The 25,647-nt window shown below is 66.1% G+C and carries 13 protein-coding genes; 5 read left to right on the top strand and 8 right to left on the bottom strand.

Annotated features, from left to right (window positions below):
- Positions 1–23: 23 nt before the first annotated feature.
- The 5 genes from rplW to ACZ46K_RS14020 all read right to left on the bottom strand — a co-directional run bounded on the left by rplW (position 24) and on the right by ACZ46K_RS14020 (position 4,130).
- Entirely contained in the window at positions 24–329 is a 306-nt protein-coding gene (gene rplW / locus ACZ46K_RS14040; protein ID WP_464748807.1) for a 50S ribosomal protein L23, read from the bottom strand.
- Complete coding sequence (gene rplD / locus ACZ46K_RS14035; protein WP_464748805.1) at positions 326–1,009, bottom strand: 50S ribosomal protein L4; 684 nt, start codon at positions 1,007–1,009, stop codon at positions 326–328. Before rplD ends, rplW begins: the two co-directional genes overlap by 4 nt.
- Entirely contained in the window at positions 1,006–1,659 is a 654-nt protein-coding gene (gene rplC, locus ACZ46K_RS14030; protein ID WP_169685519.1) for a 50S ribosomal protein L3, read from the bottom strand. Before rplC ends, rplD begins: the two co-directional genes overlap by 4 nt.
- Positions 1,660–1,698: 39 nt before the next feature.
- On the bottom strand, positions 1,699–2,004 hold the full coding sequence (rpsJ, locus tag ACZ46K_RS14025) for a 30S ribosomal protein S10 (protein ID WP_003938093.1): 306 nt from the start codon (positions 2,002–2,004) through the stop codon (positions 1,699–1,701).
- A 452-nt stretch (positions 2,005–2,456) separates the two neighbouring features.
- Complete coding sequence (locus ACZ46K_RS14020; RefSeq protein WP_464748803.1) at positions 2,457–4,130, bottom strand: amidase; 1,674 nt, start codon at positions 4,128–4,130, stop codon at positions 2,457–2,459.
- A gap of 185 nt (positions 4,131–4,315) precedes the next feature.
- Here ACZ46K_RS14020 and ACZ46K_RS14015 point away from each other — a divergent pair, with 185 nt between their 5' ends.
- The 5 genes from ACZ46K_RS14015 to ACZ46K_RS13995 all read left to right on the top strand — a co-directional run bounded on the left by ACZ46K_RS14015 (position 4,316) and on the right by ACZ46K_RS13995 (position 8,999).
- Positions 4,316–5,005, top strand: coding sequence for a GntR family transcriptional regulator (locus ACZ46K_RS14015; RefSeq protein WP_054807413.1), 690 nt, complete (start codon positions 4,316–4,318; stop codon positions 5,003–5,005).
- 137 nt (positions 5,006–5,142) lie between these two features.
- Entirely contained in the window at positions 5,143–6,153 is a 1,011-nt protein-coding gene (locus tag ACZ46K_RS14010; RefSeq protein ID WP_464748801.1) for an ATP-binding cassette domain-containing protein, read from the top strand.
- 32 nt (positions 6,154–6,185) lie between these two features.
- Complete coding sequence (locus ACZ46K_RS14005; RefSeq protein ID WP_464749316.1) at positions 6,186–7,001, top strand: ABC transporter permease; 816 nt, start codon at positions 6,186–6,188, stop codon at positions 6,999–7,001.
- 22 nt (positions 7,002–7,023) lie between these two features.
- Entirely contained in the window at positions 7,024–7,854 is an 831-nt protein-coding gene (locus ACZ46K_RS14000) for an ABC transporter permease (RefSeq protein WP_464749315.1), read from the top strand.
- Positions 7,855–7,955: 101 nt separating this feature from the next.
- Positions 7,956–8,999, top strand: coding sequence for an esterase/lipase family protein (locus tag ACZ46K_RS13995; RefSeq protein ID WP_464748799.1), 1,044 nt, complete (start codon positions 7,956–7,958; stop codon positions 8,997–8,999).
- A gap of 80 nt (positions 9,000–9,079) precedes the next feature.
- Here the strand turns inward: ACZ46K_RS13995 and ACZ46K_RS13990 are convergent, their stop codons facing one another.
- The 3 genes from ACZ46K_RS13990 to ACZ46K_RS13980 form a co-directional block, all read right to left on the bottom strand.
- Positions 9,080–10,288: an IS30 family transposase gene (locus ACZ46K_RS13990; RefSeq protein WP_464749314.1), complete on the bottom strand. Its 1,209-nt coding sequence runs from the start codon at positions 10,286–10,288 to the stop codon at positions 9,080–9,082.
- 473 nt (positions 10,289–10,761) lie between these two features.
- Entirely contained in the window at positions 10,762–11,826 is a 1,065-nt protein-coding gene (locus ACZ46K_RS13985) for an alpha/beta hydrolase (RefSeq protein WP_054806343.1), read from the bottom strand.
- Between the two features lie 172 nt (positions 11,827–11,998).
- A complete protein-coding gene (locus ACZ46K_RS13980; RefSeq protein ID WP_464748797.1) occupies positions 11,999–25,639 on the bottom strand; it encodes a non-ribosomal peptide synthetase in 13,641 nt (4,546 codons plus the stop codon).
- Positions 25,640–25,647 lie beyond the last annotated feature (8 nt).

Genomic DNA, 25,647 nt, shown 5'->3' with positions numbered 1-25,647 from the left:
CTATCTCTCGCGAGTTCCGGCGCCTAGGCGACCGGGCCTCCGAAGATCTCGATGGGCTTGCTGTCGGCAGTCAGAGTTACGAGCGCGCGCTTGGTGTCCTTGCGCTTGCCGTAACCGGACCGCGTCCGCTTGCGCTTGCCCTGACGGTTGGCGGTGTTGACGCTGCTCACCTTGACGCCGAAGATCTTCTCGACGGCAATCTTGATCTGCGTCTTGTTCGAGTCCGGGTGGACCAGGAAGGTGTAGGTGCCCTCTTCCATCAGTCCGTAGGACTTCTCGGAGACGACGGGAGCCAGCAGGATGTCGCGCGGATCGGCGATCGTGCTCACTTGCTCTCCTCCTTGACTTCCTGAGCCGACTCGGCCGGCCCGTGGATGAACGCGTTGAGCGCCTCGACACTGAACACGATGTCGTCGCTGTAGAGGACGTCGTAGGTGTTCAGCTGATCGGGTGCGAGCGCATGGACGTTCTGCAGGTTCTGCACGCTCTTCCACGCCGCGACGTCTGCACGTCCGACCACGAGGAGCACCTTCTTCCGATCGGTGAGTTCACCGAGGAAGGTGCGGGCCGACTTCGTCGACGGGGTCTGACCCGCGACGAGCTCGGTGACCACGTGGATGCGCTCGTTGCGCGCCCGGTCGGAGAGGGCACCGCGCAGTGCGGCTGCCTTCATCTTCTTGGGGGTGCGCTGGCTGTAGTCGCGCGGCTGCGGGCCGTGGACGACGCCGCCGCCGACGAACTGCGGCGCACGGGTCGAGCCCTGACGTGCGCGGCCGGTTCCCTTCTGGCGGTACGGCTTACGACCACCGCCACGGACCTCGCCGCGCGTCTTGGTCGAGTGCGTGCCCTGGCGTGCGGCAGCGAGCTGCGCGACAACCACCTGGTGAAGCAACGCGATGTTGGCCGGGGCGTCGAAGATCTCAGCGGGGAGATCGACGGTGCCGGTGGTCTTGCCACCTGCTGCCTTGACGTCCAGCGTCAGCTTGGTTGCGGTCTCGGTGCTGGTCATGCCCGTGCACCACCCTTCACTGCAGTCTTGACGATCACGAGGCCGCCTTTGCGGCCGGGGATCGCGCCCTTGATAAGCAGCAGACCGTTCTCGGCGTCCACCTTGTGGACGGAGAGGTTCTGCGTCGTGACGCGGTCGCTACCCATACGGCCGGACATGCGCGTGCCCTTGAAGACACGGCCCGGGGTGGCGCAGCCACCGATGGAGCCGGGACGACGGTGCACAGCCTGCGCACCGTGCGAAGCGCCCTGACCGGCGAAGCCGTGACGCTTCATGGTGCCGGCGAAGCCCTTGCCCTTGGAGGTGCCCGTGATGTCGACGAATGCGCCGTCCTCGAACACCTCTGCGGTCAGTTCCTGGCCGACCTCGTACTCCGAGGAGTCCTCGACACGAAGCTCGACGAGGTGACGACGCGGGGTCACGCCTGCCTTGTCGAACTGGCCGCGGACCGGCTTGTTGACCTTGCGCGGTGCAATGGCACCGAAGGCGAGCTGCACGGCGTTGTAGCCGTCGCGCTCCTCGGTGCGAATCTGCGTGACCACGTTCGGTCCGGCCTTGACGACGGTGACCGGGACGACCCGGTTGTTCTCGTCGAAGACCTGGGTCATGCCGAGCTTGGTGCCCAGGATTCCCTTGATCTGGTTAGTCATCTGTTCTCTCCGCTGCGTCTTCTACAAGCTCGCTGTAAGTCACTGAATGTTGACGTCGACGCTCGCCGGGAGGTCGATGCGCATGAGTGCGTCGACCGTCTTCGGCGTCGGGTCGAGGATGTCGATCAGCCGCTTGTGAGTACGCATCTCGAAGTGCTCGCGCGAGTCCTTGTACTTGTGCGGCGAGCGAATGACGCAGTACACGTTCTTTTCCGTAGGCAACGGCACCGGGCCGACCACGCGGGCACCCGTACGGGTGACCGTCTCGACGATCTTTCGCGCAGATGCGTCGATCGCCTCGTGGTCATAGGCCTTGAGCCTGATGCGGATCTTCTGTCCCGCCACGCTTAGTGTCCTTTTCTTGCCGCGTTTCGTAGCACCCGAATGAATCGGGAACCACCTCGTCTGCACAGTTCCGATTGGAACGGCGACAGAGAACAGCACTCATACACATAGCGATCCGGGCTCACCCGATCCGCTGCCGCTGTTCATCTGTCATTGTTCTCCGGTCCACGCGGTCGGGCGTGTCGCTCCGCCGCTCATTCCTCGGCGCCGAAACTTTCGCTTCGACACCGCACAGAACGGGACCGGATGCGCTCATACGAGCGCACGCTGGTGCTGCTTCCGTCTTGCATGTGGCCGCGACCTGGCCGTAAAGGCTAATCCGCGACTGTTACTACTTTCACCGTTCCGAGCCGCGAAACATCCATGGCCCGGTCAAGGCAACCCGACCAGTATGCAGTAATTCTCCGCTGAGTACAACTCCGGCGAATGCCGTCCCGGTCGATACTGAAGCCTCAATCCATCGCGTTCATCGGGGGCGTCCGCAACGGCGCGGCCGCATCCGCCGTGTTGGTCGGGTCGGGTCCGGTGCCTGGTGCGACCTGCAACACCTCGGGCGCCGCTCCCGGCGCCGGCGCCAGATCCGGCAGGTCCCGCCACACCGGGATCGCTTCCTGCAGCTCGAGGCCGATTTCGATGATCCGTTCGTCCTGCCAGGGCCTGGCACCGAGTTGCACACCGAACGGCATTCCTGTTGCCGACGACCGCCCCACCGGAAGCGTCACAACTGGTGCACCCGAGTAATTGGCCCACTTGACGTCGCCCATGACGCCTTCCGTCACACTCACGCCGAGGAACTCCTCGCGCCGCGCGCCGTCCACCCGAGTCCCGGGGATCATGACCGCGTCGAGATCGTTGTCGACGAAGAGACTGTTGTAGTCGTACTGGTAGCGCAATCGGTCGCGCTCGAGCATCAGGTAGTCCACGACCGGGACCGCCAGCGACGCGATCGCCGTACCGACACTGACCGCCCGCTCCGGTCGATACAGACCGATTCGATCAGCGAATTGCCGGTGATACGAACCCATTTCGACCACATCACCTGTCGCCAGCGACGTCGGTGTCGGTGGCATCACCACAGGAACGATCTCGGCGCCCAGCGAACGCACGACCTGGATGGCATCGTCGAACAGGGTCTGCAGCGACGACGGGAGTTCCGATGGCGGAAGCCCCAGCCGAACCCCCGCCAACGGTGACGCACCGCCCTTCGCCGCCAGCGGATAACCACCTGCCGGAACCGGGGGTCCGAGCGCGGTGATCGGGTCGTCGACGTCGACGGTTGCGAGGGTCGACAACATCAATGATGCGTCGGCGAGGCTCCGGCCCATGGGCCCGACGTGATCGCGGGTCCAGGTCAGAGGAATCATGCCGTGCGAGGTGATCCGCCCGTAGGTGGGTTTGATCGACGAGATCCCGCACGCGCTCGCGGGCAACCGCACCGACCCTCCGGTGTCGCTCCCGACCGCCAGCGGGGCGAAACGGGCAGCGAGGACCGCAGCACTGCCGCCCGACGACCCACCCGGTGACATCTCGGTGTTCCACGGGTTACCCACTTGTGGCGTCGCGACACCGATCGCGAACTCGTCGGTGTGGGCATGCCCCATGAGGAGTGCACCGGCGCCCTCGAGCTTGCTCCACACACCGGAGTGTCCGGCGGCGATGTTCCCTTCGAGCACTCTGCTCGACGCGGTGAGCGGCAGCCCCGACACCGCGAACAGATCCTTGAGCGCGATCGGCAGACCACAGACGTCGGGTGCCGGAGTCCCCTCGCTCCGCGCCCGCGTGAGCCTCTCCCCCGCAGCGTCGGCGGCGGCGTACGCGAACTCCGGATACAGCCGGACCCACGCGCCGATCGCACCATCGAATTCTCGCGTCCGCGCCAGGCACGCATCGAGCAGTTCCTTCGGATGCAACCGGCCGGCATGCAGGAGACTCGCAGCCTCGACTGCGCTCAACAGAGCGGGGTCCGTCGCATCAACGGTGCCCGGATCCGGGAGTCTGTGTCCCGGTGTCGCGTGGCGACGATGCCCCGGCGTCGCGTGGCTACGCTGCGCGGTGGCCGTACTCAGAAGCAGCGCGCCTCCCGCGAGAGAACCCAACATCCGGCGGCGAGACAATGCACTACCCATCTGTTCAGGGAAGCACGAATGGTCCGCCGGCGCCGAATCGGCATACCGGTGCACGCACAGACGCCACGAAGGGCCTTCGCCGTTGCCGGGATTTCACTGCACGAGACGGCGCCGTACGCGATAATGCCCCGATCGACATGCCGGGCGACCCGCCTGACACCGATGATGAAACACAGGAGAAGCCGATGCCCTCGCCCGACCCGTCCGGCTCGTCCCGAAGCCTCGGGCGACGACCCCAACTGTCGGATGATGTCGCGTCGTTCGTCCGCAACAGGATCATGTCGGGCGGCGTGCGCCCGGGTGATTTCGTGCGGCTCGACGAGACTGCGGCCGAACTCGGGGTCAGTGTCACCCCGGTTCGTGAGGCCCTGCTCACCCTTCGCGGTGAGGGCCTGGTCGAGCTGGTTCCACACCGCGGTTACGTCGTCGCACCGCTGACCCGGTCGGACATCGACGACGTGTTCTGGCTGCAGGGACGCATTGCCGAGAAGCTCGCCGCGCGTGCCGCGGAAACAATCGGTCTCGACACGATCACCGAACTCGACGACATCAACGTCAGGTTCAGCGACGCGGTGCAGACCGGCGACGGTGCACGCATCGAAGCCCTCGAGTTCTCCTTCCACCGGACACTCAATCGGGCCGCTGCCGCCCGAAAACTCGCGTGGTTCCTCCACAACGCGACGCGATACACGCCCGCGCACTTCTACTCGTCCGACCCGGAATGGGGTGTCGAGGCCGTCGCCGCTCACCAGAGAATTCTCGGCGCTCTTCGCGAGCACGACCCGGACACGGCCGGAACCGAGACCCGCGAACACTTCACCGACGGGGCACGCCGCCTCGTCCGGCATCTGGACGAGATCGGCATCTGGTCCTGATCTCATCTCGAACCGGCGTTCTCGGACACCCGACCGGGAACGTCTCCGAGCGGTAGCATCTCGACGCAGGAGGCGGGGACACCCGCTGGACGGGCCATGACCGAGTCCCGACAGGGACCGAGTTGACGGTGGGGCGGATGCGAAGCAACCACGACCATGCAGTCCTCGTGGAGGACGTCCACAAGTCGTTCGGGGATGTTCACGCACTCGCCGGTGTCGACTTCTCAGCTCCGGAGGGCTCGGTCCTCGCAGTGCTCGGCCCCAACGGTGCCGGCAAGACCACGATGGTCAAGATCCTGTCGACACTCATCCGAGCCTCGAGCGGGCGCGCCGTCGTTGCAGGTCACGATGTCGAGACCAATCCCGCGGCGGTCAGGCGCTCGATCATGATGACCGGGCAGTTCGCAGCATTGGACGACACCCTCACCGGGCGGGAGAACCTCGTACTGTTCGGACGATTGATGGGACTCGACAAGGCTTCGGCCAAGCTGCGCGCGGACGAACTGCTCCGCGAGTTCGACCTCGTCGAGGCCGGACGCCGACCGGTCAAGGGCTATTCGGGTGGTATGCGCCGCCGTGTCGACATCGCGTGTGGACTCGTGGTCCGGCCCGAGGTCGTGTTCCTGGACGAGCCCACCACCGGGCTCGATCCACGGTCGCGTCAAGGTGTGTGGTCGCTGGTCGAGTCCCTGAAGAAGCAGGGCATCACGACCCTGTTGACCACCCAGTACCTCGAAGAAGCCGACGTGCTGAGCGACAACATCATCGTGATCGACAAGGGGACGGTCATCGCCCGGGGGACGGCGAACGAACTGAAGGCCTCGACCGGAGGCAGCTACTGCGAGATCGTCCCCGTCGATCCGGCGGACCTACCACGGATCGTGCACGCGCTCGGATCCCTGGTCCCCGAGACCACACGTGCCGATCTCGCGGCCCCCGGCGACTTCGACCGGGTGTCCATCCCGGCTCCCGACGGAGCGGTGACCCTCACGGAGGCACTCGGTCTGATATCGCCCCTCGACATCGAACTCGCCGATATCGGATTGCGTCGGCCGTCGTTGGACGACGTCTTCCTCCAGTTGACGGGACACAGCGCGTCGACCGAGCCCCCCGAACTCGATACCGCCGCGACGGGTGGGGCCGCGTGACGGCCCGCACCGAACACCTGACGGCGGGTCGGATGCCGGGCAGCGCGGGTGTGAGCATTCCCGACCGCCGGTCGGGCTCGCACCGGCGTGTCCACCCGAACTCGGTGTCGCAGTGGTCGGCGCTGACCGGACGCACCCTGCGCACGATGGCTCGATACGGCGAACTGATCGTCGCCGTGATCGCACCGTTCGTCTTCGGTCTCGGGTTCTATCTGCCGCTGAAATTCGTGATGCAGATGCAGGGCATCGACTACGCGCAGTTCCTGATGCCGATCATCGTCCTTCAATCGATGGCGTTCACCGCCATCTCGGCGGCCCAGATGGCAGCGCAAGAAGCCACGACCGGGCTGACCACCCGGCTGAAGACGATGCCGGTGGGCGCGACCGTACCGCTGCTCTCGCGCATGACGGCGGGGCTGACGAGATCGGTGATTTCGCTGTTCGCCGCGATCGGGTTCGGCTATGTGATCGGCTTCCGGTTCACTGCCGGACTCGGACAAGCGGTCCTCTTCGGAGTGACGGCACTCGCGATCAGCCTCGTGCTGTGTCTGGGAGCGGACGCGATCGGCAGCCTCTCCAAGAGCCCCGAAGCGACATCTCAGGCCCTGACACTTCCACAGCTGATTCTCGGGATGCTGTCGTGCGGTTTCGTTCCCGAGCAGGGTTTTCCCGAATGGATCCGTCCGTTCGTACGCAACCAGCCGATCTCGCAGTTCTCGTTCGCGATGCGCGACATGGCAGATGGTGGGGTCACCTGGGAGGTGTTCTTCCCGAGTCTGCTGTGGCTGGTCGGGCTGACCGTGGTGTGTCTACCTCTTGCCGTGTGGGCGAATACGAGGCGGAGGTGACTCGATGAGTCAGGACACTGCGATGGGAACGGGAACCGGGTCGTTCGGATATCCGGCACCGAATGCCGTGGTCGACGAAGGGTCCTTCGCCGCGTTGTGGGAGCACAGCCGCCTTCAGTGCGGCCGGCTTCTCCTTCGCTGGGCCCGCGATCCGGCGACGATGATCCAGGCACTGATCTATCCCGCGTTGACGCTGGTGATGTTCCGGATCGTGCTCGGCGACAGCATCACGGCCGCGACGGGGCAGCCGTCGATCTTCGGGACGGTGCCGATGATCGTGCTGGTGGGTGCGATGTTCGGTTCCGTCGTCAGCGCGGTCGGGTTGCGCGCCGAACGCGAGTCCGGCCTGCTGAGCCGCTTCTACACGCTGCCGATCCACCGATCAGCGGGACTGGTGGGGCGCCTGATGGCCGAGGCCGTTCGCGTGCTCGTCACCTCGATTGTGATTTTCGCCGCAGGCGTTGTCATGGGCTTCCGGTTCACGCAGGGCATCCCGGCAACGCTGTTGATGTTGGTGGTACCCATCGTGTTCGGAATGGGATTCGCCATGATGGTGACCGTTCTGGCCACCCTGTCGACCAAGATCCCGCTCGTCGAGATGGTGTCGATCGTGTGCACCCTCCTGATGTTCTTCAATTCGGGATTCGTGCCGGTCATGGCCTATCCGACGTGGTTGCAGCCGATCGTCGCCAACCAGCCGATGTCGTGCGCGATCGACACCATGCGCGCACTCGCAGTGGGTGGGCCACTGGCCGAACCGATGATCAAGACTCTGGCGTGGTCGCTCGGGATGTTCCTCCTGTTCCTGGTGCCGGCGATCCGCGGCTATCGACGGGCGGCCCAACAGGGATGACCTTGAACTTCACGGACGAACACAGCTGCCGCTGATAACCTCACTTGCGTCCAACCAGGTACGGATACGCCACGACCCGGCTGTCCGCCCGAGGAGCCCCGATGAAATTTGCGCGCCGGATCGCTGTGGCCACAGCCACCGCTACCCTTGCCGTCTCGGCGTCGCTGGCCACCACACCGGCGATCGCGTCCGCCCAGCCCACCGCCGATCTGCCTCCTGGCGAGGTCGCCCAAGATTCCCCCACCACGAGCGACAACCGCATCTCCGAGCTGCTCTCCACGATGGGGCCCAGTCCCGAAGGCACGAACGATCTCGACTGTGTCCCGTCGCCGGAGCATCCACGCCCGGTGGTACTCGTACACGGAACCGGGTCGGGAATGATGCAGACGTGGCCCATCGTCGCGCCACAGCTCGCCGACCTCGGCTATTGCGTGTACGCACTGAACTACGGCGGCGCGAAGGCCATGTTCGATCCCGACACGACGATCTGGGGCGTCACCGACATCGAGCAGTCCGCAGTGGAGGTACGGGACTTCGTCGACGCTGTTCTCGAGCACACCGGAAGCGACAAGGTCGATCTGGTGGGTCATTCACAAGGTGGAATGCTTTCGAGGCAGTACCTGAAATTCGAAGATGGAGCCGATCCTGTCGACCCCGCGCGCAACAAGGTCGAGAACCTCGTCATGCTCGGAGCAACGAACCACGGTACGTCCTTCAACGGGCTCCAGCAGCTGTATGGGGCGCTGGCAATCCTCGGTCTGACGAACGGGAAGGACATCGTCGCCCAGGCACTGTTCGCCGGTACCAATCTCGGTGTTGCCGGTCAGCAGCAGCTCATCGGTTCTCGGGTGCTCGCGGCGCTCAACAACGGACCCGAAACACTGCCGGGCATCACCTACACGTCGATTGCGACCCGACACGACGAGATCGTGACGCCTCCGGAGAGCTCGTTCCTCGAGCCGGACCCCGGGGCCGAGGTCTACAACCAGTGGGTCCAGGACCTGTGCCCGACCTCGCCCGCAGATCATTCGACGATGCTGATGCTGCCCGAGTCGCTGTATCTGCTGAAGTCGGCCCTCGATCCCGCCTATGCCGGCACCCACGAAGTGCCCTGCACTGTTCCGGACGCACCCGGAACCGCGTAGCGCTCGGCCCGACCGGCACTGCCCCGAAGCGCAACAAGGCCCCTCCTGGGCGGTTTCAAGGGGTCGACGCAACACCGCTGTTAGTTGGTGGTGATTAGATCACGCAGACGCTCGGCTGGAGTATCCCAGCCGAGCGTCTTGCGTGGACGGCCGTTGAGTTCCTGGGCAACATGCTCGAGGTCTTCCGGTCCGTAGACACTGAGGTCGGTGCCTTTGGGGAAGTACTGCCGGAGCAGTCCATTGGTGTTCTCGTTGCTACCGCGTTGCCAGGGGCTGGCCGGGTCGCAGAAGTAGACGGCCATCTCGGTAGCGACGCTGATCTGCTTGTGTCTGGCCATCTCGGCTCCTTGATCCCACGTCAGCGACCCACGTAGATGCGCAGGCAACTCACGCATGGCCACGATCAGCGCATCGCGGACCTGTTCGGCGTCATGCCCGTCGGGTAGATACAGCAGCATCGTGTAGCGGGTGGAACGTTCGACCAGGGTGCCGATCGCGGTCTTGTTCTGTTCACCGGTGATCAGATCGCCTTCCCAGTGCCCGGGTACGGCGCGGTCGGCGACCTCGGCGGGCCGATCACTGATCATGATCATCGGATCGGTGAACCGCTGATACCGTTCACCCTCTTTGTGCTGCGGTGCACGCCTCGTTCGACCGGTTCGAAGTGCCTGCTGTACTTCGCGTTTCAGTCCTCCGCGGGCCTGAAAATACAATGCCTGGTAGATCGTCTCGTGGCTCACCCGCATGCTTTCGTCGTCAGGGTGATCCCGGCGCAGGCGATGCGAGATCTGTTCCGGTGACAACTTCCGGGACAAGCCTTCCTCGACCGCTGCCCGCAGGACCGCGTTCTGAACCAGTTTGGACTGCTTGGGCCGCGCCCGGGCCGCGGCAGCAACCCGATCGGCCTGATACGGCAGATACCGGCCTTCGATGCTGTGCCCGCGTACCTCCCGCGAGACCGTGGAGACGTTCTTGCCGATCCGTGCAGCGATTGTGCGCAGCGAGTCCTTGACCACCAGGCCGTCGGCGATCGCAACCCGGTCCTCGATCGACAGGTAGCGATCACTGACCGAGCGATCACTGACCGCAGGCTTTACGGCATCATCACAGATCGCACTGGTCACCGTCTGTTCGTAGACGGTTCCGCGCCTGTAGTCCACGACCCTGCCATCAGGATGGACTCGCGTGTTGCCGACCTTCCGGATGCCTTTGCGCCAGTCACGGGCAGTGCGCGTGTGGACGCCCACTTCGTGGGCAGCTCGCGTTATCGACCAGCCTTGTGCGACCAGTTCCCCGAAGCGGTGTTTGGCCTCGCTCTTGCCTCGAGGTGGGATCTTTTCGCTGGTCACCAGACCCTCCGAGACCAGGATTCTGCGTGCGACCGAAGGCGAGACCCCGCACGCTTTCGCGGCCTGGTTGATCGAACCGGTCTTGTCGAACACGGCCACGATCACCATTCGATCGGGGACCCCACGTTGATCACCGCTCTTGCCTGGACCGCGTGGCTGGCCGGCGGGCAGGCCGATCGCCTGCAGGATGGCATAGCGGCGACCGCGAGGCAGCCCCATCACGACTGCCGCCTCTTTCACTGGCATACCGGCATCGGTGAGCCGGGCCAGCTCGTCACCGAACCGAAGGCAGTCCTCCTGAAACGACATGATCGTCGCAACCTCTCATCGAGAGTGTTGCGACGATCATGTGAACCCGCCCTGCAGGAGGGGCCTTGTTCGTCAGATTCCGGATCGAATGCGTCCGGCGAGGATCACAGTCCGAGCGCGCGCTGAAGCACCGGCCACGAATCCTTCAGATCGTCCTGCCAGTAACCCCACGAGTGGCTACCCGAGTCCCGGAAGTTGTAGGTGGCGGGGATGTCCAGTTCGTTCAGACGGTTCTTCAGGTTGTGCGTGCAGTAGTTGGTGGCTGCCTCGATCACGCCGCCCACTACGACCTGGTTCGCGAGAACATCGACTTCGCCGTCGATCTCGGGGCCGTCGAGCGTGTCGTACGGGCCGGGCAGACCGTTTCCGTTCGAGATGTACAGCTCGAGGCCGCGCAACTGTTCCGCGTTGACGTACGGATCCTTCTCGCGCCACATCGGGTCGTCGAGCTCGCCCCACATGTTGCGAGTGTCGCCGCCGCCCCACGTCTCGGTGGTGACCTTGACGAACTGCTGGCCGATCGGATCGGAGGTCTGGGCGCAGCCGCTGTATGCCGCCACACCCTGGTACAGATCGCCGCCTTCGATGGCGAGCTGGAGAACCGACGTGCCGGACGAGGAGAGACCTGCGATCGCGTTGACCCCGTTCGTTCCGAGTGCAGCGTCGATCAGCGGCGGAATCTCCTTGGTGAGGAAGGTCTCCCACTTGTTCACGCCGAGAACCGGATCCTCGTTCTTCCAGTCGGTGTAGTAGCTCCACTTGCCACCGACCGGCGAGACGACGTTGAGGTTCTTGTCCTTGAAGAAGTCGATGGCATCGGTGCGGAACCGCCACGTCGCGCTGTCCTCACCGCCACCTGCACCGTTCAGGAGGTACAGCGTCGGGCGGGGCTCACTGGTGTCTGCGGGGCGCCACACATCGAGCAGGACTTCCTTGTTCATCGACGCCGAGTGGACGTAGACGAGGAGCTGCTGCTCACCGTACTGCTCGATACGCGTGATGTAGGAGCCGTTCTCGGACTCGGCGGCCGCGAGCGGCTGCTCACTGTCCCAAACGGGGTCGGCCGCGGCCGTGGCTCCACCGAAGAACAACGGCAGTGCTACGACAGCTGCCGAGAGCGCGGCGAGTCTCGTCCTTCGAGTGCATGTCCGCGACTCGACAACCTTCATTCGCTTGAACCTCCTCAGGCCCGTTTCCGGGGCATGATTTCCAGACCTCGGGTACGTCCGAGGCGCACCGTTCGGCGCAGCACTACGTATATCTACAGGTCAGGAGTGCACGTTACCGTGGATCGCGCATCCGCGACCCGACAGTCCTGCGCGAGCACACCTTACCGGGAGATCACTGCCGATCAAGATCGACACGATCACGGCCCAGAGCAGGCACGATGACGTCGAGCGCAGCCGACTCCATCATCGCTCCGTGCTCCCCCGGCACGAACCGGGTACGAATACGCCCCGTGACGAACGGCACCCACAGGTCCGCGGCGTCCGCCTCGGTCGGATGCTCCTCCACCGCACTGAAGAACTCCACGTCACCGGTGAACACTCCGGGTTCGTGACGGTTGATCAGGTCCGGTGACGTCATTGCGGCGGCAAAGATGCGCTGAACTCTCTCGACATCCAGTTCGATCAGTTCCGCCGGAACCGCACGTACGAGTGCCTCGGCCGCTTCGTGGGGAAGCTGCCCGTCGAGCGTCTCGGGGTCCACTTCGACTCCGAGGGTGCGCAGGTTCTCCGAGATCTCCGACTCGAAACGGTCGGTGTCGATCCGCGGGATACTGTCGATCAGGGCAAGCTTCTCCACACTCAGTCCGCGGGACTGGAGTTCTACCGCCACCGCGTGCGCGAGCACACCACCCAGGGACCAGCCGAGCAATCGGTACGGTCCGTGCGGCACGGTGGCAACGATCTCGTCGGCGTACCTTCGTGCGAGATCATCGAGTGCCGCTCCGGCGAAATCGGGTTCGGTCAACGCCGGCGTCTGCACCCCGTACACGACACCCGGTCCGTCCAGCCGCGCCGCGAGAGGCGCGTAGGGCCAGGCGAGCCCGATCATCGGGTGTAGACAGAACACCGCTTCCGCGGGGTCCCCGGCACGCAGCGGCAGGATCACCCCGAGTGCCGCATCCGATTCCTCGCTCCTGGCGCCGTCGCCACCGAGCCGAGTTGCGAGCGCTTCCACCATGGGAGCTTCGAGCAACCAGGAGACCCGTACCTCGACACCGATCTCGTCCCGCAACCTCGCGACCACTCGGGTGGCCACGAGGGAATTACCTCCGAGGTCGAAGAAGTCGTCGTCGAGACCCACTTGATCGACCCCCAGAACCTCTGCGTACACGCGTGCGACCACGGCCTCGAGATCCGTGCGCGGGGCGCGATACGGATGGGTCGCGACCTCTGGTGCGGGCAGGGCGTCCCGATCGACCTTGCCGACCGGAGTCAACGGCACGGTGTCGAGAACGACGAGCGCATCCGGCACCATGTGCGGCGCCAGCGATTGTGCAGCGAAAGCGAGCAGAGCCCGGGTGTCGGCCGCGGCGCCACTCACGAGCGTCACGTACGAGACCAGTGTCGTCGAGCCGGTGTCGGATGTGCGCGCGACCGTCACCGCGAAATCGACGGAGTTGTGCCTGCGCAACACGGTGTCGATCTCGCCCGGTTCGATCCGGAACCCGCGGACCTTCACCTGGAAGTCGGCGCGACCGACATACGCGAGTTCTCCGCCATCGGTCCAGCGCACCACATCTCCGGTGCGATAGAGGCGGGTACCCGAGCCGTAGGGGTCGGCGACGAAACGTGCAACTGTCAGGTCCGGACGTCGGTGGTAGCCGCGAGTCAGCTGGATTCCCGACATGTACAGCTCACCGGCGACGCCCACTGGAACCGGACGTAATCTCGAGTCGAGGACCAGAGCCCGCATACCACGGATCGGCCCGCCGATCGTCATTTCGTCGTCGGCTGTCAGCGGCCGGCTGATGGTGGTGACGATGGTCGTCTCCGTCGGACCGTAGACGTTGTGGAAGGTCCGTCCCGGTGACCAGCGAGTCACGAGTTGCGGAGCGACCGCCTCACCACCGACAGCGAGGACCCGAAGAGCGTCGAGGCCGTCGGGGTCCAGCGACTCCACCGCGGCGGGTGTGATGAATGCGTGGGTGACCCGTTCGCGTCGAAGGAGTTCGGTGAGGTCGCGGCCACCGTAGACGCTCGTCGGGACGATCACCGATGTTCCGCCACCTGCGACCGCGAGCAGCAACTCGAGGACGGAGGCGTCGAAGCTCGGCGACGCGAAGTGCAGCGCGCGGGTGTCGGAACCCAGTCCGTACTGCTCACGCTGTGCCGCCGCGAAATTCGCGAGTCCGGAGTTGCCGACGACGACCCCCTTCGGGAGGCCCGTCGATCCGGAGGTGTAGATGATGTAGGCCGTGCTGTCGGCGCGCACGGGACGAACCCGTTCCTCCGCCGCGACCGAGTCACCCGAATACGCTGCCATCCGAGCGACCGTGTCGTCGGCCAGCAGATCGATCCATTCGACGCCGCCTGGCAATCCTTCCCGATGCCGTGTCACGGTGAGGCCGAGCACCGCACCCGAATCGGAGACCATGTGCGCGACACGGTCGGCCGGGTAGTTCGGGTCGACGGGCACGTACGCCGCGCCGGTCTTCGCGACGCCCCAGACAGCCGCCACCGACTCGATCGACCGAGTGATACCCACCGCCACAACATCTTCTGCGCCGAGTCCGCGATCGATGAGCAAGCGCGCCAACCGCGACGAGTACGCATCGAGTTCGGAGTAGGTCCACGCACGTCCGTCATCGACCAGCGCAACACCGTCGGGGTTGCCCGACGCAGCCGCCGACAACAGGTCCCCGAAAGGCACCGCAGGCAGAGCGGGTCCGCCGTGACGGTGCACCAGGTCCTCGAGTTCGTCGGCATCGAGGTACGGCAGAGAATCCACGGGCGCGGCAGGGTCGGCAAGGATACCGTCGACGATTCGCAGATACCTGGCGGCGAGCGCGATCACGGTGTCGGCATCGAGAACGTCGCTGCGGTACTTGAATCCGAGCGTCACCGTATCTTCGGCGGTGACGGCGACGGTCAGCGGATAGTGCGTGGCATCGCGGGTGTTGACGCCGGCGACGATCAGTCCGTCGATCGATCCCGCCTCTGCGATACCGCTTCGGTCCACCGGATACGACTCGTACACGAGCAGGGTGTCGAACAACGCTCCGAGACCCGTCCGCTGCTGGATCTCGGCGAGACCCACATGATGGTGGTCGAGGAGCGACGCCTGATCGATCTGGATGCGCTGGAGCAGTTCCTCGGTTGTTGCCGAGTCGTCGAGTCGCACCCGGACGGGCAAAGTGTTGATGAACAGTCCGACCATCGATTCGACGCCCGGAAGGTCGGCCGGCCGACCCGACACGGTAGTACCGAACACGACGTCGTCGCGGCCGGTCGTGCGGGCGATGAGCGTCGCCCATGCACCCTGCAGCACGGTGTTGACAGTGAGGCCGAGCCTCGCTGCGACCTCCCCCAGGGTGTCGCTGCGGTCGCGGCCGAGATCGATGTGATGCTCGGCGGAAGTGGCTCCGGCACCATCTGTCTCGGCGCCGACCAGCAGCGTCGGTTCGTCGACCCCTTCCAGCGCTCGGACCCACGCGTCGACCGAGTCGCCGTGGTGACGACGACTCAGCCACTCGAGATAACTGCGGTAGGACGGCACCCGCCCGAGCACCTCAGCATCACCCGACGTCGCGTACAGCACCAGCAGGTCCTTCATCAGCAACGGCATCGACCAGCCGTCGAGGAGGATGTGGTGACTCGTGACCGCGAGCGTCCAGGATTCGGCCCCCGTCCGCACCATCGTGAAGCGGATCAGCGGCGGCGCTGCCAGGTCGAACGCCACGTCCTGGTCGGCGCGTAGCACCGCGTCGAGTTCGACGGTGTCGGCCACCGGGTTCCGCTGCCCGGTGAGGTCGAGTTCTCGCCATGGCAGCACCACATCGTCGACGACGACCTGTAGTGGTTCACCGGATTCACCTGAGACGAAGGCGGTCCGCAGGTTGGGATACCGCGCGAGGAGCGCGTTGGCCGCACCGCGCAGGCGCGCGGGATCGACGAGTCCGGTGAGATGGATCAGCACCTGGGTGCTGTAGACATCGGACTGCCCTTCGGCGAGCAGTGCGTGGTAGAGCAATCCGGACTGCAACGGTGCGAGCGGCCAGACGTCGGTTGCGCCCGGGTACTCGGCTTCCCAGACGTCGATGTCGCGCTGCGTGACCTCGACCAGAGGCAGATCGGTAGGTGTTCGCCCGCCCGCATCGGGGCGCGCGGCGTGGGCTGCGAGCGCACCCAGCGCGCGCACCCACCATTGTCCGAGTTCCTCGACATCGTCGCGATCGAGGAGACCGGCGGGGAATCCGAAGTTCGCGCCGAGTTCGCCTCCGATGACCACCGCGTTGATGTCGACCGAGGCGAGCGCGGGGGCATCGCTGTCGTCGCGGCCGGACAGGTCGCCGAGGTCTCCGACGGGAAGCCAGCCCAATTCGGCGGCCTGGTCCTGGGACACCCCACCGGCGTCGAGGCGTCCGAGGTAATTGAAGCTGATCTGTCCGGACGGCAGATCGACGAGTTGCCCGGAGGTGTCGGTGTTGCAGTAGCGGAGCAGTCCGTAGCCCAGACCCTTGTCGGGGATGGCCCGCAAGTGTTCCTTGACGACCTTGAGCGCAGCGCCCGCGGCTGCGCCGCCCTCGAGGGCGTCGTCGAGGTCGATGCCCGACAGGTCGAGCCGCACAGGGAACATCGCGGTGAACCAGCCGACGGTGCGTGACAGGTCGGCCCCGGGGACAAGGTCTTCCTCGCGTCCGTGACCTTCGAGTCCGATCAGCGCGGACAGTTCGTCAGTGCCGCGGTCGCGACGCCAACCGGCAAGCGCCAACGCAAGGCCCGTGAGCAACACGTCGTTGACGCTGCCGTGGTAGAGCTCGGGCACTGTGGTGAGCAGCGTGTCGGTGACCTCGGCCCCGACTCGGACCGGGACCTTCTCGACCGTCGACGCGAGATCGACCGCAGGGTCGAAGGCGCGGGCGCCCAGGAGTGGGTCGGGTCCGTCGAGGATCTTCGTCCACATCGGCAGTTCGGCCGTGCGGTCGCCGGCGCTGCGGACGAGTGCGTCCGCCCAGGTCCGGAACGACGTGCCGACCGGCTGCAGAGCCACAGATTGACCGTGGTCGATCTGTGCCCACGCGGTCACGAAGTCGGGCACCAGGATTCGCCACGAAACACCGTCGACGACGAGGTGGTGGGCCACCACGACAAGCCGTCCGGTGCGACCTGCTCCGGGGGCAGGGTCGAGCCAGACGAACTGCAGGACGCTGCCACGCGACGGATCGAGCCGTGTCTCGGCGGTGCCGACTTCGCGTGCTGCGATACTGCGCCACCGGTCGTCGTCCGCGTCGGCGGGAATCGCCACGCGGGAGACGAGGGACTCGACGTCGACGGAACCGGGTCCCGTCGTCGAGAGCACCCATTCCCCGATATCGTTGCGACGCAGGGATGCCCGCAGAATGTCGTGCCGGTCGACGACGGCACGCAGGGTCGCGACCACGTCCGGGCGCGTAATGCCCTCGGGCAGTTCGAGCGCGATGGTCTGGGTGTAGCGGTCGAAGCTGCCGCCGCGCTCGACCATGTATCGCACGATCGGCGTGAGCGAGATGTCGCCCACCCCTCCCCCGTCGAGCTCCACGAGTGTCGGTGCCGAACCGGCACCGACCCGCGCGACCGCGGCGAGTCCGGCCACAGTGCGCTGTTCGAAGACTTGCCGAGGGGTGAACACGATGCCGCGCGCCTTCGCCCGCGACACCAGCTGGATCGAGACGATACTGTCGCCGCCGAGCGCGAAGAACGAGTCGTCCACACCGACCTCGGCGATGCCGAGAACATCGGCGAAGACCTCGGCGATCGACACCTCCGCCGGTGTCGAGGGTGCACGGAACTCCTTGTCTCCCAAGAACACCGGTGCCGGAAGCGCCTTCTTGTCGAGCTTGCCGTTCGGGGTCAGCGGCAGTGCGTCGAGGACGACGATCGAGTCGGGGACCATGTATCCCGTCAGGAACTGCCCGACCTCGTCGAGCACCGCGGCGGGCACCACGGCAGCACCGGCGCGAGGGACGACGTATCCGACGAGTCTGTCGCCGGTGCGCTCGTCGGTCCGCACCACTGCAACGGCATGCGCGACACCGTCGACGGAAGTCAGCGCAGCTTCGATTTCCCCGAGCTCGATACGGAAGCCGCGTAGCTGGACCTGGGAGTCACTGCGTCCGACGTACTCGAGTTGCCCCGATGCGGACCAACGCGCGATGTCGCCGGTGCGGTACATGCGGGACCCCGGTTCGCCGAACGGGTCGGCGACGAATCGCCCGGACGTCAGCGCACTGCGTCCGAGGTATCCGCGGGTGAGCTGATCACCGCGCACGTACATCTCGCCGGGGACTCCGGCCGGTACCGGTTGCAACCGCGGGTCGAGTACGTACACGCCGAGTCCGGGGATCGCGCGGCCCACGAGGCTCGCCGCGAACTCGGCGTCACCCGAGTCCAGTTCGAGGTGGGAGACGTGCACGGTGGTTTCGGTGATGCCGTACATGTTGACCAGTCGAGGCGCATCGTCGGCGTGCCTGAGGTACCAGCCGGCGAGTCTACGCAGGTCGAGTGCTTCACCGCCGAAGACGACGTATCGCAGCGCGAGCCGCTCCGAGCCCCGTTCCTCTGCGACGCGATCGGCTTCGGCGAGCTGGTAGAACGCCGACGGTGTCTGGTTGAGGACGGTGACCTGTTCCCGCAGGAGGAGGGCGTGAAAGTCCTCCGGGGATCGGGACGTGAAGTGATCGACGACGACGAGCCGGCCGCCGTGGAGCAGTGGTCCCCACAATTCCCACACCGAGAAGTCGAAGGCGTACGAGTGGAACAGGGTCCACACGTCGTCGCCGTCGAATTCGAATGCTGCTCGGGTGTTCTCGAACAATTCGAGGACTGTCCGGTGCGGAACCTGCACCCCCTTGGGGCGGCCGGTCGAACCTGATGTGTAGATGACGTAGGCGAGGTTGTCGCTGCGCAGCGGCGCTGTGCGCTCCTCGTCGGTCACGGGTGCATCGCTACGGGTGGACAGGTCGACCACTTCGAGGTCGATCACAGGAATGCCGGTGCTCGGCAGTCCGTCGTGGTCGCCCGAGACGAGCACGACGACCGGTGACGCATCTGCAAGCATGAACTCGAGGCGGTCGGCCGGATAGGTGAGGTCGAGCGGCAGGTATCCGCCGCCTGCCTGCTGTACCGCGAGCAGCGCGACGACGAGGTCGTCGGTGCGGGCCATCGCGACGGCGACCAGGCTGTCGGGCCCCACACCATGATCGAGGAGTTCACGTGCGAGCCGGTTCACACGGCCAGCGAGTTCGCGATACGGCAGGTGCCGGTCGCCGAAGGTCACGGCGATCGCGTCGGGAGTGCGCACCGCCTGATCGGCGAAACGCTGGACGAGAGTGTGGTCACTCGTGCGGGTGCCCGGCTCGTTCCACGCGTCGAGCAGCGTCGCGCGCTGCTCCGGAGAGAGCAGCGGCACGTCGCCGATCACCGCGTCCGGCTCGGCAGCGACGGCGCTGAGCATCCGACCGAATCGATCACCGAATGCGCTCATCGTCGTCTCGTCGAACAGGTCGGTGGCGTAGTCGAGCGCCACCGCCATCCCGCCGGGCGCGCCGTCCGGCCCGAAGGCTTCGACGACGGTGACCTGCAGATCGAACTTGGCGTCGGTGTTCGGGAAGTCGACGGGTTCGACGGTCAGCCCCGGAAGCTCGAAGCGGGACTGCCCGAGATTCTGGAACGTCAGAGCGACCTGGAACAGCGGGTGCCGAGCCTGAGAACGTTCGGGGTCGAGGGCCTCGACGAGGCGCTCGAAGGGAAGGTCTGCGTGTCCGAATGCGCCGAGGTCGGTTTCGCGGACCCGGGCAAGCACATCGCCGAAGGTGTCGGACGGGTTCACCTGGGTACGCAGCACCAGGGTGTTGACGAACATTCCGATCATGTCGTCGAGCAGCTGTTCGCCGCGGCCCGCGATGGGCGAGCCGACAACGATGTCGCCCGTGCCGGACAGCCGGGCGAGCAAGGCCGCAAGCGCACCGTGCACGACCATGAACAACGACGCGCCTCTCGCGCGGCCGAGTTGTTCGAGTGCGGCGTGTGTCGGTGCGTCGATCTCGAATGCGGTGGTCGCACCCCGGTTCGATGCGACCGCAGGGCGGGGCCGATCCGCGGGCAGGTCGAGCTGCTCGGGAATGCCCTTCAGCGTCTCGCGCCAGTAGGTCAGCTGCCGGCTGATCGGCGACTCCGGATCGGTCTCGGATCCGAGGACCTCACGCTGCCACAGCGTGTAGTCCGCATACTGCACCGGCATCGGCGCCCAGTCGGGTTCGTGACCGTCCGCGCGCGAGGTGTAGGCGAGCATCACGTCCCGCGCAAGCGGGCCCATGGAGAAGCCGTCGCCGCTGATGTGATGCAACACCACCACGAGCACGTGCTCGTCGTGGCCGAGACGCAACAGGGAAATCCGCAAGGGCACCTGTTCGGTGACATCGAACCCGCCCGTCACCGTTGCCTCGACGTATCGAGCCACGTCCGCAGGATCGGTGTCGACCACGACGATGTCGGGGACGGCCGACGCCGCGGGAAGGATCACCTGCTGTGCGATACCGTCCGATTCGGGATAGACGGTGCGCAGCGACTCGTGTCGTCGGATGAGATCGCCGACCGCGGCGCGCAGCGCCTCGACGTCGAGTGCGCCCCGCAGCCGGATCGCGAGCGGCAGGTTGTTCACGGACGAGTCGGGCTCGAACCGGCTGAGAAACCACATCCGCTGCTGTGCAAGCGACAGCGGGATCCGCCCGGGTCGGATCTGCGCTGTCAACGGTGCCACGGATCCCTCGCGCGATGCGGACTCGACATGCGCGGCAAGGAATTCGACGACGGGATACTCGAACAGCGCGCGCACCGCCACACGGGTGCCCAGGGCGACGCCGAGGCGCGCCACGACCTGTGTTGCCACGAGCGAGTTACCACCGAGCTCGAAGAAGTCGTCGTCCCGGCCCACCCGATCGACATCGAGGACATCGGCGAAAACACCGGCGACGATCTCCTCGACCGGGGTTCGTGCCGCGCGGAACTCACGCGATTCGAAGACCGGCGCGGGCAGCGCCTTCCGGTCCAGTTTGCCGCTCGTGTTGAGCGGGAATTCATCGAGCACGACGAGTGCCGACGGCACCATGTACGACGGTAGCGTCTCCCGCACGGTAGCGAGCAGTGCCTGCCGATCCACGGACTCACCGACCAGGTAGGCCACGAGCTGTTCGCCGGTCGGTGTGGGCACGACCAGCGCGACCGCCTGGGTGATCTCCGAGTGTGCGAGCAACGCGGTCTCGATCTCGCCGAGTTCGATCCGTTGGCCGCGGAACTTGACCTGGAAGTCGGTGCGGCCCAGGTAGTCGAGTACGACGGTGCCGTCGCCGGTGCGGATCCAGCGGACGAGGTCGCCGGTGCGGTACATCCGTTCGCCGGCCTGCCCGAGCACACTCGCAACGAACCGGTCGGAGGTCAGGTCGGGTCGGCGGACGTACCCGCGTGCGAGCTGGACTCCCCCGAGGTACAGCTCCCCCGGGGTCCCGATCGGAACCGGCTGCAGGCGCGCGTCGAGGACGTAGACCTGTACGTTCCATTCGGGCAGCCCGATGGGCACGACCCTGGTCGCGTCGTCCGCAGGCTGATACGTGACCGAGACTGCCGCTTCGGTGGGACCGTAGAGATTGTGCACCGCGGCGTCGGTACCGAGACGCCGGAAAGCAGCGACGGTCTCCGGGGGAAGGGCCTCACCGATGACGAACACGTGCCGCAGTCCGGAGCAGCTCCCGGCCGGGGCGTGTGCGGCGAACACGGTGAGCATCGACGGTACGAAGTCGGTGAGTGTCACCCGGTGACGTTCGATCATGTCGGCGACGTACGCGGGGTCGCGGTGTCCGTCGTGGTCGGCGACGAGCAGGCAGGCACCGCTGCGCAGCGGCAGGAACCATCCCCACAGCGACACGTCGAAGGTGGTGGCGGTCTTCTGCAGGTATACGTCGTCCGCGTCGATCGCGTATTCGTGCACCATCCAGGCGACCTGGTTGACGATCGCCTCGTGCGACACGGCGACGCCCTTCGGGCGCCCTGTCGAACCGGAGGTGAAGATCACGTAGGCGGGGGTTGCCGGCCGGATGGGTCCGCTCAGCTCTTCGTCCCGAACCGGGTGCACCGCATGGTGTTCCAGGTCGATCGTTTCGACCTCGACGGCATTCGCGTCGGACGGCAGATCGGAGCCGTCCGCGACGGTGGTGAGCACACACACCGGCCGCGCGGTGTCGAGGATGTGCCCGATCCGCTCCGACGGATGGTCCGGATCGAGTGGGACGTAGGCGCCGCCCGCGGTGATCACCGCGTAGATCGCGACCACGAGGTCGACGGAACGACGGATACCGATCGCGACAAGTTCCTCGGGGCCGACACCTGCGTCGATGAGATACCGCGCTAGGCGGTTGACGCGTGCGTCGAACTGCGCGTAGCTCAGCGTCTCGTCGCCGAAGACGACAGCGGGGGCATGCGGGGTGCGAAGCACCTGGGCGCGGTACTCGGACAGGAGTGTTCCACTGTCCACGGCATGCTCGGTGGCGTTGACGGTGTCGACGAGTTCGCGACGCACATCGGGCACCAGCAGGTCGACATCACCGACGACGGTGTCGAGGTCGGAGACGAGCGCATCGAGGGTCGCGACCATCCCGTCGGCGAGGCCACGCACCGTGTCCTCGTCGAAGAGATCCGTGGCATAGGTGAACTGCGCGGACATTCCGCACGGTTTCCCTGCGTCGAGTCGCGGGGTGACGGTCAGCTGGAGGTCGAACTTGGCAACGACACCGCCGAGGTCGACCGCTTCGATGTCGAGGTCCGGCAACGACAGGTCGGGACGATCCATGTTCTGGAAGAACAACGCGACCTGGAACAGCGGATGGTGCCCGGTCGAACGCACGGGGTCGACGACCTCTACCAGCCGCTCGAAGGGCAGTTCCGCGTGCGCGAACGCATCGATATCGCCGGTGCGGACTCGGTCGAGCAGCGCGGCGAACGTGTCGCCCGGTGCGACGGCCGCGCGCAGCACCAGAGTGTTGACGAACATTCCGATGAGGTTGTCGAGCGCCTGCTCGCCTCGACCGGCGACAGGAGTGCCGATGGCGATGTCCGTGGTGGACGAGAGCCTGGCGAGCAGTGCCGCGAGCGCGGCATGCACGACCATGAACGGTGAACAGCCCGTTGCCTGTCCGGTCTCCACAACGGCAGCATGCAGGGCGGCATCGATCTCGAACAGCACGGTGCCGCCGCGACCGGAGGGTTCGGCAGGCCGCGGGCGATCGGTCGGCAGGTCGAGGCGGTCGGGCAGCCCGTCGAGCGCTCCGGTCCAGAATTCGATCTCACGTGCCGCAACCGAGCCGGAGTCCGACTCGTGACCGAGAACTGCTCGCTGCCACAGCGTGTAGTCGGCGTACTGCACCTCGAGTGGCGGCCATCCGGGAGTCTCGCCCGCAACACGGGCGAAGTAGGCGGCGGCGAGGTCCCGTACGAACGGGCCCGTGGATGCTCCGTCGGCCGCGATGTGGTGCACCACGAGCACGAGGACGTGCTCGCCGTCTGCCACCTGCAGCAGTTCGACGCGCAGCGGTACTTCTTCGGCGACGTCGAACCCTGTGGTGACGGCGCGAGAGACCCGGCCGGGCACGTCGGCGGGATCCACGATTTCGGGCTCCACGAGAGGCGCGGCATCGGATGCATCGAGGATCACCTGGCAGCCCACACCGTCGCGGCCCGGGTAGACGGTGCGCAACGATTCGTGCCGTTCGATCACGTCGTGGACGGCCGCGCGCAGTGCCTCGATGTCGAGTCGGCCACGCAGCCGTAGAGCCAGGGGAATGTTGTCGGCAGCGGAGGCCGTGTCGAACCGGTTGAGGAACCAGATCCGCTGCTGAGCAGGTGACAGCGGGATCGGATCGGGCCGTGGTCCGGCCACGAGGGGTGTCCGGGCGGTATCGCCGGTGTGCAGGTCGACGAGCGCAGCGAGTTCCACGACGGTCGACCCTTCGAAGACCAGGCGGGCAGGCACGCGCGTGTCGAGGCGTTCCCCGAGCCGGGCGGCGACCCGGGTCGCGACGAGGGAGTTACCACCGAGGTCGAAGAAATCGTCGTCGAGACCGACCCGCTCGATGCCGAGCACATCCGCGAACACCGTCGCCACCGCGATCTCCGTCGCGGACTCCGGCGCCCGGAACTCGGTGACCACCGGGCCGGGATCGGGGAGTGCATCGCGGTCGAGTTTTCCTGTGGGCGACAGCGGAATGGTATCGAGTTCGAGAATGACGGACGGAACCATATGCGAGGGAAGATGTTTCGATGCCTCACGGGAAATCTCGCGGAGGTCGAGGCCGGCACCCACAGCACCGTGCACATACGACACCAACTGCGTCTCACCCGCAGGTGTCGCACGCCCCACCGTCACCGCGAAATCCACACCCGCACACGACGACAACACCGCATCGATCTCACCGAGCTCGATGCGGAAACCACGCACCTTCACCTGGAAGTCGTTACGCCCCACATACACGATCCCCGCCCGAGCATCCCGCGGGCCCCGCACCACGTCACCGGTCCGATACATTCGCGCACCGCCCGGAGCCGCCACGAACCGCGACGCCGTCAACCCCGCACGACCGTGATACCCCCGAGCTACACCCGGGCCCGACAGATACAACTCACCCGCCACACCCGCCGGAACCGCGTGCAAGCGCGAATCCAGCACCTGCCCAACCGAATTTCGAATGGGAACACCGATCGTGATCTGCTCCCCCGGCACCAGCGGATCCGACATCGTGATCACGATCGTCGTCTCCGTCGGGCCGTACACATTGAAGAACCGACGACCCGGCGCCCACCGCGCCACCAGATCGGGCGGACACGCCTCCCCGCCGACTGCGACACACCCGAGCACATCCAACCCGGCCGGGTCCACCGACGCCAACGCCGCCGGCGTGACGAACGCATGGGTAACACCATGACGCACAACAAGATCTGCGAAATCCGCACCGCCGTAGACCGACGTCGGCGCCACCACCATCGTCGATGACGCTCCCACCGCCAGCAACAGCTCCATCATCGACGCGTCGAAACTCGGCGACGCGAAATGCAGCGTCCGCGACTCCGGGTCGAGCCCGTAACGCTCCACCTGCTCGGCGCAGAAATTGGCCAGTCCCGAATGCGACACCACTACGCCCTTGGGCTTGCCCGTCGACCCCGACGTATAGATGACGTATGCCGCGTTCTCGGCCCGCAACGTCCGAATCCGCTCGTCGAACGAGACCGGATCCCCCGGCAATTCCGACAGCTCCGCCACAGTTGCGGGGTCGTCGAGCGCAATCCAGGGCGCCGACCCCGGCAGCGTCGGTGCAGTCTCGACGAGAGTGAGCCCGAGAACGGCACCGGAGTCCACGGTCATGTGCTCGACCCGGTCGGCGGGATAGTTCGGGTCGACCGGGACGAATGCGGCACCCGTCTTCGCGACGGCCCAGGTGACGAGCACCGACTCCAGTGAGCGAACGAAGGCGAGCGCGACCACGTCCTCCGGGCCGACTCCGCGACCGATCAGCAGTCGGGCAAGCTTCGACGACGCCTCGTCGATCTCCGCGTAGGTCAGCGAACGATCTCCGTGTACGACGGCGGTGGCCGACGGGTCGCGCTCCACCGCGGCGGCCAGCAACTGCGGGAGCAGCAGCGTGCGGGGTTCGCGGCGCCGCGGCGGGCGCTGACGGGTGCGCGGACGTCCGGAAGCCGATGGACGTTCGCCGCGCGGATCATCGAGATTCATCCGTGCAT

The sequence above is a fragment of the Rhodococcus sp. JCM 9793 genome, from assembly GCF_055380405.1.
Note: the sequence above shows the minus strand (reverse complement) of the source record. Positions and strands in the feature narration are given on the sequence as shown.

Excerpts from the sequence above, each read along its gene's own strand:
- rplC (WP_169685519.1), bottom strand. The coding sequence starts at position 1,659 with ATGACTAACCAGATCAAGGGAATCCTGGGCACCAAGCTCGGCATGACC.
- ACZ46K_RS14005 (WP_464749316.1), top strand. The coding sequence starts at position 6,186 with ATGCCGGGCAGCGCGGGTGTGAGCATTCCCGACCGCCGGTCGGGCTCG.
- ACZ46K_RS13980 (WP_464748797.1), bottom strand. The coding sequence starts at position 25,639 with ATGAATCTCGATGATCCGCGCGGCGAACGTCCATCGGCTTCCGGACGT.
- ACZ46K_RS13985 (WP_054806343.1), bottom strand. The coding sequence starts at position 11,826 with ATGAAGGTTGTCGAGTCGCGGACATGCACTCGAAGGACGAGACTCGCC.
- ACZ46K_RS14000 (WP_464749315.1), top strand. The coding sequence starts at position 7,024 with ATGGGAACGGGAACCGGGTCGTTCGGATATCCGGCACCGAATGCCGTG.
- ACZ46K_RS14015 (WP_054807413.1), top strand. The coding sequence starts at position 4,316 with ATGCCCTCGCCCGACCCGTCCGGCTCGTCCCGAAGCCTCGGGCGACGA.
- ACZ46K_RS14010 (WP_464748801.1), top strand. The coding sequence starts at position 5,143 with ATGCGAAGCAACCACGACCATGCAGTCCTCGTGGAGGACGTCCACAAG.
- ACZ46K_RS13995 (WP_464748799.1), top strand. The coding sequence starts at position 7,956 with ATGAAATTTGCGCGCCGGATCGCTGTGGCCACAGCCACCGCTACCCTT.
- rplD (WP_464748805.1), bottom strand. The coding sequence starts at position 1,009 with ATGACCAGCACCGAGACCGCAACCAAGCTGACGCTGGACGTCAAGGCA.
- ACZ46K_RS14020 (WP_464748803.1), bottom strand. The coding sequence starts at position 4,130 with ATGGGTAGTGCATTGTCTCGCCGCCGGATGTTGGGTTCTCTCGCGGGA.